General features: G+C 43.8%; 17 protein-coding genes, 2 tRNA genes and 2 pseudogenes. 5 read left to right on the top strand and 16 right to left on the bottom strand.

Annotated elements, in window-relative coordinates; genetic code table 11:
- Nucleotides 1-108: 108 nt before the first annotated feature.
- Nucleotides 109-1,041, bottom strand: a complete 933-nt coding sequence (locus M2R47_RS03850; RefSeq protein ID WP_249099222.1) for a branched-chain amino acid transaminase — start codon at nucleotides 1,039-1,041, stop codon at nucleotides 109-111.
- Between the two features lie 166 nt (nucleotides 1,042-1,207).
- Here M2R47_RS03850 and M2R47_RS03845 point away from each other — a divergent pair, with 166 nt between their 5' ends.
- Together M2R47_RS03845 and M2R47_RS03840 are read left to right on the top strand one after the other, a co-directional pair.
- Nucleotides 1,208-2,035 (top strand): threonine/serine exporter family protein, encoded by an 828-nt coding sequence (locus tag M2R47_RS03845; protein ID WP_249099221.1) that lies wholly within the window; start codon nucleotides 1,208-1,210, stop codon nucleotides 2,033-2,035.
- The gene (locus tag M2R47_RS03840; protein ID WP_249099218.1) at nucleotides 2,035-2,487 is read left to right on the top strand and encodes a threonine/serine exporter family protein; all 453 of its coding nucleotides are present in this window, start codon (nucleotides 2,035-2,037) and stop codon (nucleotides 2,485-2,487) included. The genes M2R47_RS03845 and M2R47_RS03840 overlap by 1 nt, the downstream gene beginning before the upstream one ends.
- 41 nt (nucleotides 2,488-2,528) lie before the next feature.
- Here the strand turns inward: M2R47_RS03840 and M2R47_RS03835 are convergent, their stop codons facing one another.
- The 3 genes from M2R47_RS03835 to M2R47_RS03825 are packed head-to-tail and all read right to left on the bottom strand — an operon-like array spanning nucleotide 2,529 to nucleotide 8,708.
- The gene (locus M2R47_RS03835; RefSeq protein ID WP_249099214.1) at nucleotides 2,529-4,127 is read right to left on the bottom strand and encodes an efflux transporter outer membrane subunit; all 1,599 of its coding nucleotides are present in this window, start codon (nucleotides 4,125-4,127) and stop codon (nucleotides 2,529-2,531) included.
- Nucleotides 4,128-4,143: 16 nt separating this feature from the next.
- Nucleotides 4,144-7,278, bottom strand: a complete 3,135-nt coding sequence (locus M2R47_RS03830) for an efflux RND transporter permease subunit (RefSeq protein WP_249099210.1) — start codon at nucleotides 7,276-7,278, stop codon at nucleotides 4,144-4,146.
- Between the two features lie 2 nt (nucleotides 7,279-7,280).
- A complete protein-coding gene (locus tag M2R47_RS03825) occupies nucleotides 7,281-8,708 on the bottom strand; it encodes an efflux RND transporter periplasmic adaptor subunit (RefSeq protein WP_249099208.1) in 1,428 nt (475 codons plus the stop codon).
- A 424-nt stretch (nucleotides 8,709-9,132) separates the two neighbouring features.
- On the opposite strand from M2R47_RS03825, the gene M2R47_RS03820 reads away from it, so the two are divergent.
- A tRNA-Cys gene (locus M2R47_RS03820) sits at nucleotides 9,133-9,206 on the top strand.
- Nucleotides 9,207-9,229: 23 nt separating this feature from the next.
- A tRNA-Leu gene (locus tag M2R47_RS03815) sits at nucleotides 9,230-9,316 on the top strand.
- A gap of 239 nt (nucleotides 9,317-9,555) precedes the next feature.
- Here M2R47_RS03815 and M2R47_RS03810 read toward each other — a convergent pair.
- The 7 genes and pseudogenes from M2R47_RS03810 to M2R47_RS03785 all read right to left on the bottom strand — a co-directional run bounded on the left by M2R47_RS03810 (nucleotide 9,556) and on the right by M2R47_RS03785 (nucleotide 12,638).
- Nucleotides 9,556-9,957 (bottom strand): hypothetical protein, encoded by a 402-nt coding sequence (locus M2R47_RS03810; RefSeq protein ID WP_249099206.1) that lies wholly within the window; start codon nucleotides 9,955-9,957, stop codon nucleotides 9,556-9,558.
- Between the two features lie 18 nt (nucleotides 9,958-9,975).
- Complete coding sequence (locus M2R47_RS03805) at nucleotides 9,976-10,314, bottom strand: phage tail tape measure protein (RefSeq protein WP_249099204.1); 339 nt, start codon at nucleotides 10,312-10,314, stop codon at nucleotides 9,976-9,978.
- A 66-nt stretch (nucleotides 10,315-10,380) separates the two neighbouring features.
- A pseudogene (locus M2R47_RS09570) lies at nucleotides 10,381-10,463 on the bottom strand (hypothetical protein); the annotation flags it as partial.
- A gap of 58 nt (nucleotides 10,464-10,521) precedes the next feature.
- Entirely contained in the window at nucleotides 10,522-10,746 is a 225-nt protein-coding gene (locus M2R47_RS03800; protein WP_249099201.1) for a hypothetical protein, read from the bottom strand.
- Between the two features lie 287 nt (nucleotides 10,747-11,033).
- Nucleotides 11,034-11,261: a hypothetical protein gene (locus M2R47_RS03795; protein ID WP_249099199.1), complete on the bottom strand. Its 228-nt coding sequence runs from the start codon at nucleotides 11,259-11,261 to the stop codon at nucleotides 11,034-11,036.
- A 58-nt stretch (nucleotides 11,262-11,319) separates the two neighbouring features.
- On the bottom strand, nucleotides 11,320-11,721 hold the full coding sequence (locus M2R47_RS03790) for a hypothetical protein (protein WP_249099196.1): 402 nt from the start codon (nucleotides 11,719-11,721) through the stop codon (nucleotides 11,320-11,322).
- 111 nt (nucleotides 11,722-11,832) lie between these two features.
- Nucleotides 11,833-12,638 (bottom strand): annotated as a pseudogene (locus M2R47_RS03785) (phage antirepressor N-terminal domain-containing protein).
- Nucleotides 12,639-12,854: 216 nt separating this feature from the next.
- Here M2R47_RS03785 and M2R47_RS03780 point away from each other — a divergent pair.
- Complete coding sequence (locus M2R47_RS03780) at nucleotides 12,855-13,217, top strand: Arc family DNA-binding protein (protein WP_249099194.1); 363 nt, start codon at nucleotides 12,855-12,857, stop codon at nucleotides 13,215-13,217.
- Between the two features lie 124 nt (nucleotides 13,218-13,341).
- Here the strand turns inward: M2R47_RS03780 and M2R47_RS03775 are convergent, their stop codons facing one another.
- From M2R47_RS03775 to M2R47_RS03755, 5 genes are all read right to left on the bottom strand, one after another.
- On the bottom strand, nucleotides 13,342-13,887 hold the full coding sequence (locus M2R47_RS03775; RefSeq protein WP_249099190.1) for a hypothetical protein: 546 nt from the start codon (nucleotides 13,885-13,887) through the stop codon (nucleotides 13,342-13,344).
- Between the two features lie 61 nt (nucleotides 13,888-13,948).
- On the bottom strand, nucleotides 13,949-14,260 hold the full coding sequence (locus M2R47_RS03770) for a phage tail assembly protein T (protein ID WP_249099187.1): 312 nt from the start codon (nucleotides 14,258-14,260) through the stop codon (nucleotides 13,949-13,951).
- 20 nt (nucleotides 14,261-14,280) lie between these two features.
- Nucleotides 14,281-14,604 (bottom strand): phage tail assembly chaperone family protein, TAC, encoded by a 324-nt coding sequence (locus M2R47_RS03765; protein WP_046698394.1) that lies wholly within the window; start codon nucleotides 14,602-14,604, stop codon nucleotides 14,281-14,283.
- Nucleotides 14,605-14,639: 35 nt separating this feature from the next.
- Nucleotides 14,640-15,068 (bottom strand): hypothetical protein, encoded by a 429-nt coding sequence (locus M2R47_RS03760; protein ID WP_046698393.1) that lies wholly within the window; start codon nucleotides 15,066-15,068, stop codon nucleotides 14,640-14,642.
- Nucleotides 15,069-15,071: 3 nt separating this feature from the next.
- Nucleotides 15,072-15,440 carry a gp17 family tail completion protein gene (locus tag M2R47_RS03755; RefSeq protein ID WP_249099184.1) on the bottom strand — a complete coding sequence of 123 codons (369 nt, stop codon included), beginning with the start codon at nucleotides 15,438-15,440 and terminating at the stop codon, nucleotides 15,072-15,074.
- Nucleotides 15,441-15,963 lie beyond the last annotated feature (523 nt).

The following is a 15,963-nucleotide window of genomic DNA, read 5'->3' as shown; positions in this document are numbered from 1 at the left end:
ACATAATTTTAGCAAGTACGCCTTTTGAAAATGCGGTTAAACATCTTACTCATATAAAAAAAGACGGCATGACCCGTCTTTTTTATGGAATGACAAACACCCGACCCATCATTCATCAACGAAAGATAGCCAGTGCTTGTACTTTTCATTGCGACCTTGGACGACATCAAAGTATAAAGTCTGTAATTGTTCAGTGATTGGGCCACGAGAGCCGTTTCCAATCACACGATCATCATACTCACGGATCGGGGTTACTTCCGCTGCTGTACCTGTCATGAAAATCTCATCAGCAAGATAGAACTCATCACGGGTGATGCGACGCTCAACAACTTTAATACCCAAATCACAAGCAAACTCAATGATGGTGCGACGAGTGATGCCATCTAATGCTCCGCCCGCCAGATCAGGAGTATGCAACTCACCATTTTTTACCAAAAATAGGTTTTCGCCAGAGCCTTGACAAACATAACCCAAAGGATCCATCAAAATCGCTTCATCATAGCCTGCTTTCGTCGCTTCTTGATTGGCAAGAATAGAAACAGGATAATTGGCAGCTGCTTTTGCTTTACACATCGTTACATTTGGGTGGTGATGCGTATAACTTGAGGTTTTGGCACGAATGCCATTTTTGATGCCATCTTCGCCCAAATATGCACCCCAATGCCAAGCGGCAACTGCCGCATGAATGGTATTGTCTTTGGCTGCAATACCCAGCTTTTCAGACCCTACCCAAATCAATGGGCGAATGTAGGCAGCACTCAAACCACTTTCACGCACCACATCTTTTTGGGCTTGTGCCAGCGTGTCATGATCATAAGGCACATTCAACTGAAAAATCTTCGCTGAATTTAATAAGCGTTCGGTATGCTCTTGCAAACGAAAAATTGCCGTACGGCCATCTGGGGTCTGATAAGCACGCACACCCTCAAATACCGCCAAGCCATAATGAAGGCTGTGTGTTAAAACATGAACCTTAGCTTCTGACTGTTCAACAATCGTACCATCTAACCATAGTTTCCCAGGATTGGTTGCCATATTCATAGATATTCCTTAAAACTTATCAATAATTGACAAAAAAACTGCCAAACGATTATAGCCAGCCCAAGCATCTTTTGCAATGCTTTTTCAATATATTCACTATTTTTAATGATTTTTGTTAAATTTACCTTTAAAATATGTCCATCAACCCTTGATCATCTTCATTGCTATGCCCCATATCCACTCCGCTCCATCTCATCTTTCTCATGAACAACAGCAACGCATCACCAGACTGTGCGTGCGTTGTGCTTTATTATTCATGCAATATGGGGGTGAATCTGCCGTGGTGGTTGATTTGACCAAGCGACTTGGCGTATCGCTCGGGGTTGATGGTGTGGAATGTGCCTTATCCTTTAACGCCATCACACTCACCACACTTTATGATGGTCGGTGCATCACAACCGCTAGAAACACCGTGCATCAAGGGATTAATGTGAGTATTCTGGTACAAATCCAACAAATCGTCATGAATGCAGAAAGCAATTTTAAAAACAATGACTTCATCGACCAAGTTGAAAGTCAGTTTGATCACATCAATCGTGCTACCTATTCAAATAACCTGATGGCATTATTTGTGAGTTTGTCTTGTGCCTGCTTTGCGTATCTGAATGGGGGTAATTTTGTCATCTCCCTCATCACGATGGCAGCTGCATTTTGTGCGATGCGAATGCGTCTTTATTTATCCAGTCAACATTTCAACCCGTTCGTCGTGGTCATCATCACCGCCTTTGTAGCAACAATATTGGGTGCATCAGCTTACTTTTTAGATTTGAATGACTGGATATCCCTAGGAGATACCGCAGACATTGCAGTGGCTGCCAGTGTGCTACTACTTGTACCAAGTTTCCCCATCATCAACGCCCTATCTGACATGCTAAAAGGCTATATCAATATGGGCGTGGGTCGATGGATGTTCTCTACCATGCTAACCTTATCGGCATGCGTTGGCATTGTCATTGCCTTAATTTTGCTTCAAATTCCACACTGGGGGCTGTAATGGGGTTATTTTATGAGGTCGTATTAGCCTGCACCATCACGCTTGGCTGGTGCTTAATGTTCACACTACCTAGCAGATACTTGACATATTGCATGGTGATGACAGCATTGGGTTTTGGCACAAAGACACTGATGGTTAATCATGGGGTACATTTGGCAGTGGCGACTTTTTTTGGCTCCATGCTTGCCAGCTTTTTGGGCGTGTGGTTTGCTCAAAGATTCCGCCTCCCTCCAAAAGCACTCATTGTACCAAGCGTGATTTGCCTCATGCCAGGAATCGCCGCTTATAAAGCCATGGTCAGCATGGTACAAATCGGCTATTTTGGCTTTAATATGGAACTTTTTGTCATCATGATGTCGCATTTTTTTGATGCAATTTTTGTGATTTCTGCGTTGGTATTAGGATTATCCATTCCTGGAATTTTGTTTTATCGCCGAAAACCAATTGTTTGATTGATAAAAAAACACCCAATGATCATGGGTGTTTTTTACAATTATTGCATCTTTACACTTTCGCCATCAGGTTTGGCATCCTGAAAATTAGTAGGTACTGAGTCTTCCTCTTTCATGACAGCTCCTGATGATTGATCCATCGTTGGCATTTGCTCACTGGTTACCAAAGCCGCTGTACGCATTGCTTCACGCTGTTTATGAATGTCAGCGATTTGTTCAGCGGTCAATGTGGCACCCCCACCCAATACTTGATACAACTCAATCTGGCTAAGAATTTTTTGTAATTCCAGTTTTAAGATGTTCTGTTGATTGGCAAATAATGAACGCTCCGCATCCAACACACTCAAATAATTATCCAAACCCGAACGGAATCTTGCATGAGCAATCTGATAGGTTTTTTGATAATTTTGTTGGAGTTTGTACTGCGATGCCAACTGATGATCAATGGTAGCTCGAACTGCCAACACATCACCAACCTCTTTAAAGGCATTTTGAATGGCTTTTTCATAAGACACCAACGCACTTTTTTGGGCAATTTGAGCCGCTTCATAATTTGCTCGGCGTGCTCCTGCGTCAAAAATTGGCACATTAATCGCTGGCCCCACCGTCCAACCAAAAGCACTTGACTCTAATAAATGACTCAAACTTGTTGAGCTAAAGCCCAAGCTTCCAGACAGACTGATGGATGGAAAAAATGCCGCTCGTGCCACATTGATATTTGCCCCTGCTGCTTTTAACGCATGCTCTGCTTGCACAATATCAGGACGATAGTACAAAAGCTCGCTTGGCAATCCTGCACTGAACAAAGTCTGCGTGGTGATGTTACCCACTGCCATGTCAGGCATCAGCTCTTCGGGAATTGGCGTGCCAATTAATAACTGCAACGCATTACGCGCCTGCATGATGCCAGTATCTGCTTGATAAATCGCCAGCTTTGCTGCCTCTAATGAAGCTTCAGCCTGCAAGCTTGGTGAACGAGAGTCAATGCCTGCAGCAAATCGCTTGTTGGCAATGTCTAGCGAATGCTCACGCGTCTTGATGGTCTCAATGGCAAGCTGACGCTGTGCCAGTGCATAGCTTAGGTTGACATAACTTTGGGCGATCGCAGAGATGAGTGAGATTTGTACCGTGTCTTTAGCAGCATTCGTCGCCAAGTAGTTGTGCAAAGCAACATCTTTGGCATTGGCAATCTTACCCCACAGATCCAGCTCATAGCCAGGCATGGCAAGTCCGACTTGATAGCTGCCACTTGAGTTGTGATCCCTCTGTGTGGCTAAGCGAGCCGCTCGACTTGACGCACCAATTTTTGGCACATCGTTGGTTGAGGTGATTTGGTATTGTGCACGAGCATTCTGTATGGCCAGCACGGCTTTTTGTAGGTCTTTATTATGATTCAATCCAAGTTCAATCAGTGATTTTAACTTGGCATCTGCATAAAAGTCCTGCCAACGCATCGATGCCACACTTGGTGCTTCCTTGGCACTGATGGTGCTGCCATCAAATACCTGATATGCCTGATCAATGGCCAAGTTTGGTTCAGCGATTGCTGTGGTAGATGACTTTGGAATGGTATGACATGCCAAAACTGCCAGCGTCAGTGCTGAAAGCGGAATCAGACGAATGATGTTCATTGTTTTCATAAAATCTCCTTATGCGCTATTGCACATCGTGCTTAGCAACTTTAATCGGAAAAAGTGAACGCACCCAAATGTAGAACATTGGAATGAAAAACACCCCCAAAAATGTCGCTGCAATCACTCCGCCCAACACACTGGTACCAACAGCATTTTGGCTACCAGAGCCTGCACCAGTAGCAATGGCAAGTGGAACAACACCAATGCCAAAAGCAAGTGAGGTCATGATGATTGGTCGCAAACGCTGGCGAGATGCTCGCATGACAGCTTGTTTAAGACCAACTCCTGACTCTTGAAGCTCTTTGGCAACCTCCACAATCAAGATGGCATTTTTTGCTGACAATCCAATGACCGTAAGCAAGCCCACTTGCAGATACACATCGTTATCAAAACCACGCAACCATGTAAAGAAAATCGCACCCAACACGCCAAGTGGCACGATGAGCATGACTGAAAATGGAATGGACCAGCTTTCATACAATGCCGCCAAACATAAAAACACCACAAGAATAGAAATGGCGTACAGGATTGGTGCTTGCGACCCTGATTGCTGTTCTTGCAAGGTCATTCCCGTCCACTCAAAGCCGATACCTTCAGGAAGTTGGCTGGCAATCGCTTCCATTGCAGCAACCGCCTCACCGTTGGATTTATTTTGTGCTGGAGCACCTTGGATACCCATGCTTGGCAACCCATTATAGCGGTTGAGGATCTGCGGAGCATAGATCCACTCACTCGTTGAAAAGGCATCAAATCCAATCATATTACCTGCGTCATTACGCACATGCCACTTATCAATGTCTTCAGGCGTGGTGCGTGAGCTTGGCTCACCTTGCATGTATACCGACTTGATGCGACCACGATTGACAAAATCACCAATCTTCGCTGAACCCCATGCGGTTACAATCGTACGATTGATGTCGCCAATATTAAGACCATAAGCAGCTGCTTGGGCGTGATTGATATTAACTTTTAACTGCGGTGAGTCTTCTTGACCGCTTGGACGCACACCCGTCAAAACATCTGGCTGTTGTGATGCCATGCCAAGTACCATATTACGAGCTTCCAACAATGCCGCATGACCCACACCGCCAGCATCTTGTAACTCAAAATCAAAACCACTGGCATTGCCCAAGCCCTGAATGGATGGTGGTGCCAATGTATAGACATTGGCTTTGTTGTATTGAGTCATGAAATACCCATTCGCCCTATCCGCCATGCTGGACACATCTGAATGTGCCGTCGCACGCTGCCCCCAATCTTTTAGGCGAATGAACGCCATGCCAGTGTTTTGACCACTACCCATCAGACTAAACCCAGTAATGGTAAATACAGATTCGATATTGTCCTTTTCTTGTTCATGGAAGTAGGTGCTGACATCATTCAATGTCGCTTGGGTGTCTTTAAGGGTTGTGCCTACGGGTGCTTGTACCACGGTGAGCAATACGCCCTGATCTTCTTGTGGCACGAATGAATTTGGCAGACGCACGAATAACAATCCAAGCGTTACAATGATGAGTGCATAAGCAACCCCAAATAGCCATTTGGCATTGAAAGTCTTTCCAACAAAATGTTCATACTTAACACTGGCTGTATGAAACATACGGTTGAACCAACCAAAAAATCCAGTCTGCTGTGAAATGTCTTTGTGTGGCTGGCGTTTTAAAATCGTAACGCACAATGCAGGAGTAAAAATGAGTGCAACAACCGCAGACAGTGTCATCGCCGTGATTAAAGTTACTGCAAACTGACGATAAATCACCCCTGTCGAACCACCCATAAATGCCATCGGCACAAACACCGCTGATAGTATCAAAGCAATCCCGATCAGCACTTTACTGATTTCATTCATCGACTCAACGGTGGCGTTTTTAACCGAAATATCAGGGTTTTGTTCTAAGATACGCTCAACATTCTCAACAACCACAATCGCATCATCAACAAGCAACCCGATCGCAAGCACTAAGGCAAACATGGTTAAGATATTAATACTAAAACCAGCAGCATACAATACGGCAAATGTCCCCAAGATGACCACAGGAACAGCAAGTGTCGGAATGATGGTAGCACGCCAGTTTTGTAAAAATAAGAACATGACCAAAAAGACCAACACAATCGCCTCAATGAGTGTGTACACCACTTGAGTGATAGACAAACGCACAAATGGCGTCGTGTCATAAGGCACAACGGCAGTCAAACCTTTTGGATAGGTTCGAGCAAGCTGGTTTAGTCGATTCTGCACCGCATCTTGCACTTGTAATGCGTTGGCATTTGACGCCAACATGATGGCGATACCTGCCGCCTCCTTGCCATTGTACAGCGAGTTGAAAGCATAGTTTTCCGAGCCGATTTCTACACGAGCAACATCTTTGAGTCTTACTTGTGCGCCACTAGGATCGGTTTTAATAAGAATGTTGCCAAACTCTTCAGCAGTTTGCAAATAACTTTGTACAGTAACAGTGGCATTGATGACTTGTTGTTGTTCATCAGACGGTGCGGCTGCCAGCTGACCTGCTGACACTTGGGCGTTTTGTGCTGAAACTGCCATCGCAATGTCTGATGGCATGAGTGCATATGTACGCAATTTATGGGGATCTAGCCAAATACGCATGGCGTATTCCGAACCAAAAACATTGACCCCGCCCACGCCATCAATACGACTGATCTGCTCAACAATATTTGAATTTAGATAGTCAGCAATGTCTGTTTTATCCATACTGCCATCTTCGGACATGAAAGCCACCACCATCAAAAAAGATGATGAGGACTTATTGACAGATAATCCTTGTTGTTTGACCACATCTGGCAGTGATGCTACTGCTGCTTGTAGTTTATTTTGCACTTGCACTTGTGCAATATCAGGGTCGGTGCCGCTTTCAAAAGTAAGCTGAACTGAGGCCACGCCCTGCGATGACGAACTTGATGACATGTACATCATACCATCTAGACCAGTCATTTGCTGCTCAATTACCTGCGTAACAGAATTTTCTACTGTCTTAGCATCAGCACCCGGATAAACAGCGTTAATCGTTACAGTCGGTGGCGCAATGTCAGGGTATTGGGATACTGGCAATTTAAAAATTGCAAGCAAACCAACCAGCATGATTAAGATGGAAATGACCCAAGCAAAAATCGGTCGTTCAATAAAATATTTAGACATTCCTACTCCTGCTGTGCATTGGGCATCTGAGTAGCTGGTGATGCCGACTGGTTAGTGTCATTACTCTGATGTGGCGGTGCCATGACAGAATACTGCCCCTGCTGAACGGAATGTGCGTCCATATCTTGCACGCTCGATTGATTGACGCTCTGATCCTCTGGCATGTATGGGCGAGTCTCCACCTGTTGATCAGGTCTGACTTTCATGCCGCCAACCACCACCACAGTCTCACCCTCTTGCAGACCATCTGTGATGACCCACTGACCATTAAAAGTACCAGCTGTCGTTACCGTACGAGCTTCAATGGCTTTTTGAGCATTCACCACATAAACTTGCGTCTCACCTTTTGGGGTGCGTATGATGGCACTTTGCGGCAATAAAGTTGCATCGCCAACCACCGACTGTGCCAATCTGGCATTAACATACATACCTGGAATTAAGATGCCATCTGGATTTGGAAATACGGCACGAATCTTAACAGCTCCAGTCGCTTCATCAACCCTAGCATCAGACAAAATAAGACGACCAATGATGGGATAAGTCTGCCCATCTTCTAAGACTATTTGCACCTCAGAACTGCCCTCAGCTGCTCGACCTTCAGAAAGTTGTTGTCGTAGTCGTAACAATTCAGATGATGACTGACTAATGTCCACATACACATAATCAGTGCGAGTAATGGTCGCCAAAGCATTTGATTGATTGGCAGCAACTAACGCACCATTGGTTACCGCTGATATGCCAATTCTCCCACTGATTGGTGCTTTGACAATGGTGCGGCCATAATCAAGCTCACTGGCACTAAGACTGGCTTTAGCACTCTCAACAGCAGCATCAGCACTGCCAATACCAGCTCTGGCTTGAGCGATGGTCGCTTTTGCTGCCTCAACATTTGCTTCTGCGGTGCGTACCGCCGTTACTGCTTGATCGTAGACCTGCTTGGATATCGCATCCATCTCAACCAGTCCTTGCAATCTAGACAAATCCGCCCGAGCCTGTGCCAAAATCGCTTGTTGAGCCACTAATGCCGCTTGAGCTTGCATGTGAGTAGCACGAGCATTTTGAGCGGCCGCTTCAGCATTCGCAACTGCCGCCCTACCAGCATTGATGGCACTGACATAGTTGTCAGTGTTGATGCGATATAACGGCTGCCCCGCTCGCACAAACCCTCCCTCATTAAACAGCACTTCATCAATAATCCCTGTCACTTGCGGACGCACTTCAGAAGTTTCAACAGCATTCACACGCCCTGAAAATGTTTTTATGATGGGAATCACACCCAAATTAACCGTTTGGACATCAACGACGATTGGTGGCATCTTGTGCTGAGCGGCAGCACTGTCTTTAGCTTTGTCAGATTTACCACAAGCCGTCATCAGTGCCATACCAGCAAACAATATTGCGATAGTCACTGCACGAAAATTTCGTTTCATAAACACCTTTTTTATTCACATTCGATGCGGTTTTTGACCTAAGTCTCCAATGACCACAAGATTGTAATCAAAATCCCAATGCCAAAACCACTCATCTGATTACCAATTGGTATGATTAGCATTGATGAATGTCATGATCACAACCTTGACATCCCCAGCCAATAAAGCGATGAGCAACAAGCCATCTCTCATGACATTTGGCACACATAAAATTTTGCCATTATACTTCAAAACACCCACAAAGTTGAATTTTTATTTTTAATTTAATCACGATATCCATCAGATTTTTGATCATTTCAAACAAATCATGGCAATTTAACGGCGTTTTTTGTTAAAAATCCATCATTTAGAAAAAAAATTGTATTTTTAACAAAAAATCTCTTGCTTTTTTTAAAAAACTCACTATAATAGCGACCTATTAAAAGGCTGGATGGCAGAGTGGTTATGCAGCGGACTGCAACTCCGTGTACGCCGGTTCGATTCCGACTCCAGCCTCCATATATGCTTGTCATTGAGCATTCGCCCGGGTGGTGAAATTGGTAGACACAAGGGATTTAAAATCCCTCGCTAGCAATAGCGTGCCGGTTCGAGTCCGGCCCCGGGCACCATGATTTTAAACCCTTGAATATTCAAGGGTTTTTCATTACTTAAAATAGAATGACGCACTCTATCCAACTGGTTATTTTTTTGATACGAATAGCCATATAGTGAGCAACATAGCCACTTAAGTTCGGTTAGTTTCAATCAGCGTTTCATCAGTGGCTTTGTCGGCGACTGGATTGTTGCTGATCACTCCCTTCTACTCAACCGCTGTTTTATCAGCCTTGACTTAGTCAAAAAAAGTCCATCATGTGGTGCGGTTACCATCTTCATTAGCAGGGTCAACTTTGGGCGTGGGCATAAGTAAGGTTGAGACACCGCCTAATAATAAGCCGACCCCTGCACCGATTAAGGCAGGGTTCATGCCTGTGATGACCCCAGCTCCAATCATCACCACTCCTGCAATCACCTGAATCCAGCCCATAGCTTTTCCTCCTGACCCCATCACCTTAGGGACGATGTGAATGTGATTGGCGGTAGTCGCATCATCAAGTTGGTTTTCGTTGATGTTGGTTTTTTGGTTTTGTTTTTTACCGTTAAAGGCGGCAAACCTAAGCCCAAGTTTTTCACTGTTCATCATGAATTCACGAAAGGCAGGAATTTGGCAAGCGATGGCATGGCAAGCTTCTTTGGCTGTTTTGACATACATCTGTGGATTGGCACTAGTTTACTCGGTAAAGGCCTGTAGCATGGGCGTTAAAGCCTGCATGACACTGTTAATGGTAGGCAAGAAGGCACTACCTAATGCAATCTTAACCGCTGTGATGTTATTGCCAAATATTTCCATTTGAGCTTGGCTTATCCCTGACATACCCTCAAATTCTTTAAGCATTGAGCCTGCGTATTTGGACGCATCGCCCATGTCTGTTAGCTTCTGTATGGCGACTTCTTGGTTTTGGATAAGCTGAGCAAAGATGGGCAGTGCTTCACGACCGACCAGCATGGTAGAGACTGCCGACTGTTCGTGTTCAGGAATGGTCTCACTAATGAGCCGTGTGATCTCCATAAGCGTGCCAAATCCGCTTGGGCTATCCCTGCTCGTCCTGCTGCTGCCATGATTTGAGCTATTTGGTCAGCCGCCATGGGCAATCGTTGAGACACGCCAATAATGTCATCTTGTATTTGCTTGAATGCTTGCGGTGTATCAAAGTCCACGATCTTTTTGACTTACGCCATGGATTGTTTAAACTTAACAGCTTCGTCCACCACTCCTTTAATACCGTACGCCATCACACCCAATCCAACCTCGCCGATTGCCCTGAACTTTACAAACCTTGCAGGGCATCACGATGCACACGGGCAAATTTGTCCATTTTTTGTGCATCTTACCAGCCGACTTTGAAAACTTGGTAAGTGTATCATTGACTTTAGCAAGCCCATGGTCAAAGGCGGTCGTGTTGGCCTCTAGGACGATTTGTAGTTTTGAGATGACAGACATTGATCTTTTCCAATAAAAAACCGCTCAAAAGAGCGGTTTATGATAAAAGCGGACATCAGATTAAGTTTTTTGGTGTTCTTTGTAAATTTTCCATAATTCAATAACATGACCGATGGTAAAGTGGTACAAAATCACCCCTAATATCAACAAAGCAATGCCGACAAAAGGAGTGGCTAAGCATAATGCAATCATGAGTGCTATAAAAAATGCCAATAACACCAACACCCCAGACTCCGAACAAATAATTTACCATAATACCTAAATGATGCCTTAAGCTGGTCTAATATTCAAGAGCTTTTGCGATTAAACATCGCTATCATTACCCCCACTTCTTCTTTTGCTTTTTGGGCGTGCTGTGTTAAGTTATTCATGCCTTTAGACGCTTGGCTTGTGGCATGAGTGATGGAAGACTGCATCTGCTGGGCGGCTTGCTTTGATTGCTTGCCGACTTTGCTGATGTTTTTGGTGAATTGTGCGGTGTTTGCCGCCACATGAATCTCAATACCCAATGACATGGATTGCCCCCAATAAAAAAAGCACTCATGACGAGTGCCTTGTGTTGGTTGTTAAGCGTCATTCGCTCAACGACAAATAGCTGGTGCTTTTGGCGTGGCTTTTGAGTTTTTCGCTGTTCTTGGTACTGGCTTTGACAAACAAACTTCGCCCATCATCAAACACAAGCTGTAATAAGTGCATTTTTTTGACACCCAACAGCGAACCCATCACAGCCCCTGCCATGCCAGCGACCACACTGTCGGTAGCAACAGCCAACGCACCACCAAGCAACGCACCATCTACAAAAGAAGGTCGGTAATCGCCATTTTGAGTGATGATTTCATTGACTTGGGCAAGGCATTCTTGACGCAGTACAATATTCTTGCCAGTGTGCAGGCACTTCAAGGAAAAGCCACCCAGCATATAATACAAAGGGCTTTTTTTATCAAAATCATCAGAGGCAACGAATTGTAACCGCATGGGAACTCCACATCACAAACGCTCATCTCATCATACCCCAATCCCTACGCCTTTTCAAGCCATGCCCCACAAGCCACGCCTGCAGGGTTTTATAATGAAAAGCTTAGTTAATTAATAATAACGGCCAACCGACCAGTGTGTGTTTTTCAAGAGTTCAAGGTTCATGCCGTTGTAGCCCAGATGTTTGCCGATGTGGTTAGCAAATATCGCAGCATGAATGATGTGGTCGTGTATCTCGCCTGATAATTTAGGGCTTAGCATTCTAAACGGCTCTTCAATGGCTTTATACCAAGAATAGATGAACTGTGTGTGCCATGCCAAGTTCTGGGCATTGATGGATAGGCTCTCGCTCATGGGGTTTTGTGCCTTAATCATCAAACCATGCACATACTCCACCGCTTGTTCCACCTGCTCTTTGGATAATTCTTTGATTTCGTCAATGCCAAAGCGTTGATGCACCATTTTATAAATGGTGGCATAGTCTAAGCGTAACACCCCTGTCGCCATGCTCACGGCGTTTCTAAGGGGTAGGGTGTCGTATGATGATAAACGATGATTGACCGCCACACCGTTATTCCAGTAATTATACAAAACTTCAAAGCACTCTTCTTGGTACTGCTCGACGATATGGCGAATGTCCGCACGCACTTTTTGTGGGTTAATGCTAAATAGCCAGCCGTTGATTTTGCGAACAGGGATACAAAGCATTTTTTGAGTGCCGCCATTCGTAGGTGTGTTCATATGAACACACCCAAATTTGGGGTTCGGTTGAGCTTTTCGGATTGGCGTTTCCAATCTAACCCCATATTTTCTACAATGGGGCGGACAGCGACATAATGCTCGCCATCTTTTTCTAGGGTGATAAGAGTGTCTCCCTTAAAATTGACAGTAGCGACCTTTTGTGATACATTAGACATAGGAATATTTCCTTTGTTACGGTTGATATTTCTAAATCCCTTGCTTTCCGACCAAAGACGGCAAGGGATTTTTATTGCTTTAAAATTCAGGCTATATTATAATAACCCTACTGGGGATATATGATACAACCCCACTAGGGTTAAGTCAAGTATTTTTTTAAAAAATTTTAAGGTGTGGACATATGACCACACCTTAACATAAGCAAGGTTATTGATATGGGTCAGCATTTAAATGTGGATTTCAAAATTCGCCTACCGCACGAACTTAAAGATAAACTTAATCAATCAGCAGAAAAACATAATCGCACCATGACGGCTGACATTGTGGCACGGCTTGAAACAACATTTAATACCATTGTCGAAAATGAGATATATGGTTATAATGACATGACAGAGCCAGCCATGACAGTTCATCTGCATGATATTGTCATTGGTCTTATGCAGTCTCAGTATAAAGACATCAAGGTGCAAAAAAATCCTTTTAATGATACTTGGGTGTTAAGTTACCACGCCTTACGGTGTACAATTGATGAGAAATTCGCACAAGCATTGATACATAAGGGGTGTAGTACGATTTAATTTGATATTCTCAAGTTTCTTTGTTTTTACCAGAATTTATGTTACAATACCCAACAGAGCGTCAAGAACGCCAAAGCCCCCAATTCTGTTGATTTGGGGGCTTTATTTTGCAACCAACTAACAGTTATTTTTGCTTATTCTGTTCAAGAGTAGACATAAACTCAGACAGCATTTTGTTTGCTCTGGTTTGTTTTTTGCCACCCTTATAAATCATATCATACAACCCTTTATCGGTGGCAACTTGCATTTTTATACTGGTTGCAGTTTCAAAGGAATGTAGTTTATCCAATGGAATAACAAAATAATCCTTAGATATTGTAGAAATTTGGTTATGTGAATAATTGGTCGGTTGGTTGGGTGTAAGTTTATTTAGCTCTGTAACTTCGCCATCAATATTCAACTTTAATCTATTGATCCTTTGGTATGATTTTAGCCAACTATCATTAATTTCAATGATTAAAGTTGCGTACTGTTCGCCAAGTTCGCCATCGCTCCACGCATAACCAATTAAGGGACACATCATTTTTGATTGTGGACATTCAACCCAAGAAGGCTCTGTTATAATAGTAACTGAACCATCAAAATCACTCTTATGGACATTGGTTTTGGCAAAGCTAGGCGTTAAAGTGGCTAAAAGTAGGGTCAAGCCAGCAAGAAAACGATTTTTCATAAACAACCCTTAAATTTTTGGATACGATACAACTGTATCATACCCAAAAACTTATCCTTTTTCAACCTAAGCGGTTAAACATTGCTAGCGTTCGCTCCATCTGGCGTTGTAGCTCTGCCTTTTGCTTTTCTAGCTCATACCATTCACGCATCTCATCAGTCATGGGATTTGGATCAATGGGCAGAAAGTCTGTGATGGTGTTGTCATCATTGCCCAATTTGGCATACAAAAGATGAGCGGTTTGAATGTCTTGGCGATACCCACCAAAGGGGTCTAGGCGGTCGTAGGCTTGCCAGCAGATAAGCTCTTCATAAGATAAGCTGTGTTCTAGCTCGCCTACCGTCCGCCCCAGTGCCAATGCCAATTTAAACAAAAACCGACGATGAGCGTCGGCTATGAGTTTTTTTCTGCCATCTCCACCGTGCCAAAGTTGACTCGACTGACCGCCTCAACGATGTGTCCGACAGTCTTTGAGTCCAATGCTTCAATGTCTTTGGCATCAGCATCCTCAAACAGACGCTCACCTTTTTCATCGCACACGCCATACAGCACCAATGCCACAGCAGCCGCTGTTTGGTCGTCTGCCAATTTGGCAAGCTTGCTTTGCTCGGCGACGCTGATGCGACGAATGAACAACGGCTCATCAATGCCATCAATGCTGACCTGCGTTGGCTTGCTTAGGGATTTGATTTGATTAAGTAAAGTAGATTTTTTCATTGGGTTTTCCTTGTTGTATGAATGCACTGTTTGAGTTAGCCGATTTTGCCGACATCGCCTGTGATGGAGATGGTGCCTGTTTTACGCAGTTTTTTCTTAGTGTCTTCGTTGTCTAGGGTAAGCTTGGAGATGATGCCTTTAAACTTTCGTCCCTCGCTGGTGGCTTTAACAAACTCAAGCTTAAAATTAAGCTCTGCCCCTGACTCAAAAGCGGTGTTGATGATTTTTTGTCCTTCGTCGTTGGGTTCGTGGACAAATTCAAACTCAATCTCCGACTCCTCTTTAAAATCCACCACCGCTTTGACGGTACGCTTATCATCGGTGGCGGTAACTTCATCCATCACCTTTTCTTCGGTGGGGACGGCACATTTTTGCAGATGCTCGACTTTTTTGAAATCATCTTCGGTGGTTGATACAGACAGCGTATAAAAGCTGTCAAGTAGATTGGCGACATTTTTAGCCATATATTACTCCTCGTTTGGCTGATTTGGTTTGGTTTGGTGGTTAAAAAATACATCGATGCTGGCACGATACAAGCCCTCATCGACACTAAAATGAGTGCCGTCATGTTCACTCATCGGTAATTGGTCAAATTTATCCAAAACCTGACCATACAACGCCAAAAGCCCATCATAATCATCATGATAAACATCAATCTGCACACGCACTCGCTCATGATGGGTGATGCCGTCTAGCGTGGTGATGGGCAGTGTTGAGATGATTTGGTAGATGATATAAGGTGGCGTGTCGTCTGCCGTCTCTGGGATCAGATGCGGATAGACTTGTCCTGCCACCAAAGGCGATAGGACGGTGTAGATTAGGGTGCTTGCGTTCATGGGTTTTCTTGGGGTAATAAAAAGCCCCACTTCGTAAAGCGGGGTTTTTGAAATAAAAAATGGTTTGGAAATTATAAAGCAACTATTTTGTAAATTTATCAATCCGTTCGCCCAAAAAAATACCAGTATTTTGGGCAGAGCTTTTTGAAGGGGGGGGTCTGCCTAAATTTTTTAATCAGACTTAGACGAAATCATTTTAAGACTTGGTTTACAAAACTTTTACCCTCAAAAAATACTTACTCATCACAATCATCATCAACCCCTACTAATTAGTATTTTTTTCGTTACTTTTAGATATGACAGCAACAGCATTTTTTAGTACACCACATGCCATTCCATCTCAAACGGCAAATCATTTTTGGCTTGATTTTTCCCTTGTGATTTTAAGGCTTATTGAACATTTCTTTTTATAAATATCCTTTACTAAAACCCACTGCTTTGTTAAAATCGAAAATTTGGCAAGAAGTCCGTTAGTTACCAACCATCATCACACGACTGATTTGCCCTCATCACACACAAATTT

The organism is Moraxella oculi (assembly GCF_023336735.1).
GTDB classification, from domain to species: Bacteria; Pseudomonadota; Gammaproteobacteria; order Pseudomonadales; family Moraxellaceae; genus Moraxella; species Moraxella oculi.
This window is presented reverse-complemented; position numbering and strand designations above follow the sequence as displayed.

What these genes read in the sequence shown, in the direction of transcription:
- M2R47_RS03850 (WP_249099222.1), bottom strand. Translation starts at nt 1,041, where the DNA reads ATGAATATGGCAACCAATCCTGGGAAACTATGGTTAGATGGTACGATT.
- M2R47_RS03845 (WP_249099221.1), top strand. Translation starts at nt 1,208, where the DNA reads ATGCCCCATATCCACTCCGCTCCATCTCATCTTTCTCATGAACAACAG.
- M2R47_RS03840 (WP_249099218.1), top strand. Translation starts at nt 2,035, where the DNA reads ATGGGGTTATTTTATGAGGTCGTATTAGCCTGCACCATCACGCTTGGC.
- M2R47_RS03835 (WP_249099214.1), bottom strand. Translation starts at nt 4,127, where the DNA reads ATGAAAACAATGAACATCATTCGTCTGATTCCGCTTTCAGCACTGACG.
- M2R47_RS03830 (WP_249099210.1), bottom strand. Translation starts at nt 7,278, where the DNA reads ATGTCTAAATATTTTATTGAACGACCGATTTTTGCTTGGGTCATTTCC.
- M2R47_RS03825 (WP_249099208.1), bottom strand. Translation starts at nt 8,708, where the DNA reads ATGAAACGAAATTTTCGTGCAGTGACTATCGCAATATTGTTTGCTGGT.
- M2R47_RS03810 (WP_249099206.1), bottom strand. Translation starts at nt 9,957, where the DNA reads ATGTATGTCAAAACAGCCAAAGAAGCTTGCCATGCCATCGCTTGCCAA.
- M2R47_RS03805 (WP_249099204.1), bottom strand. Translation starts at nt 10,314, where the DNA reads ATGGAGATCACACGGCTCATTAGTGAGACCATTCCTGAACACGAACAG.
- M2R47_RS03800 (WP_249099201.1), bottom strand. Translation starts at nt 10,746, where the DNA reads ATGTCTGTCATCTCAAAACTACAAATCGTCCTAGAGGCCAACACGACC.
- M2R47_RS03795 (WP_249099199.1), bottom strand. Translation starts at nt 11,261, where the DNA reads ATGTCATTGGGTATTGAGATTCATGTGGCGGCAAACACCGCACAATTC.
- M2R47_RS03790 (WP_249099196.1), bottom strand. Translation starts at nt 11,721, where the DNA reads ATGCGGTTACAATTCGTTGCCTCTGATGATTTTGATAAAAAAAGCCCT.
- M2R47_RS03780 (WP_249099194.1), top strand. Translation starts at nt 12,855, where the DNA reads ATGGGTCAGCATTTAAATGTGGATTTCAAAATTCGCCTACCGCACGAA.
- M2R47_RS03775 (WP_249099190.1), bottom strand. Translation starts at nt 13,887, where the DNA reads ATGAAAAATCGTTTTCTTGCTGGCTTGACCCTACTTTTAGCCACTTTA.
- M2R47_RS03765 (WP_046698394.1), bottom strand. Translation starts at nt 14,604, where the DNA reads ATGAAAAAATCTACTTTACTTAATCAAATCAAATCCCTAAGCAAGCCA.
- M2R47_RS03760 (WP_046698393.1), bottom strand. Translation starts at nt 15,068, where the DNA reads ATGGCTAAAAATGTCGCCAATCTACTTGACAGCTTTTATACGCTGTCT.
- M2R47_RS03755 (WP_249099184.1), bottom strand. Translation starts at nt 15,440, where the DNA reads ATGAACGCAAGCACCCTAATCTACACCGTCCTATCGCCTTTGGTGGCA.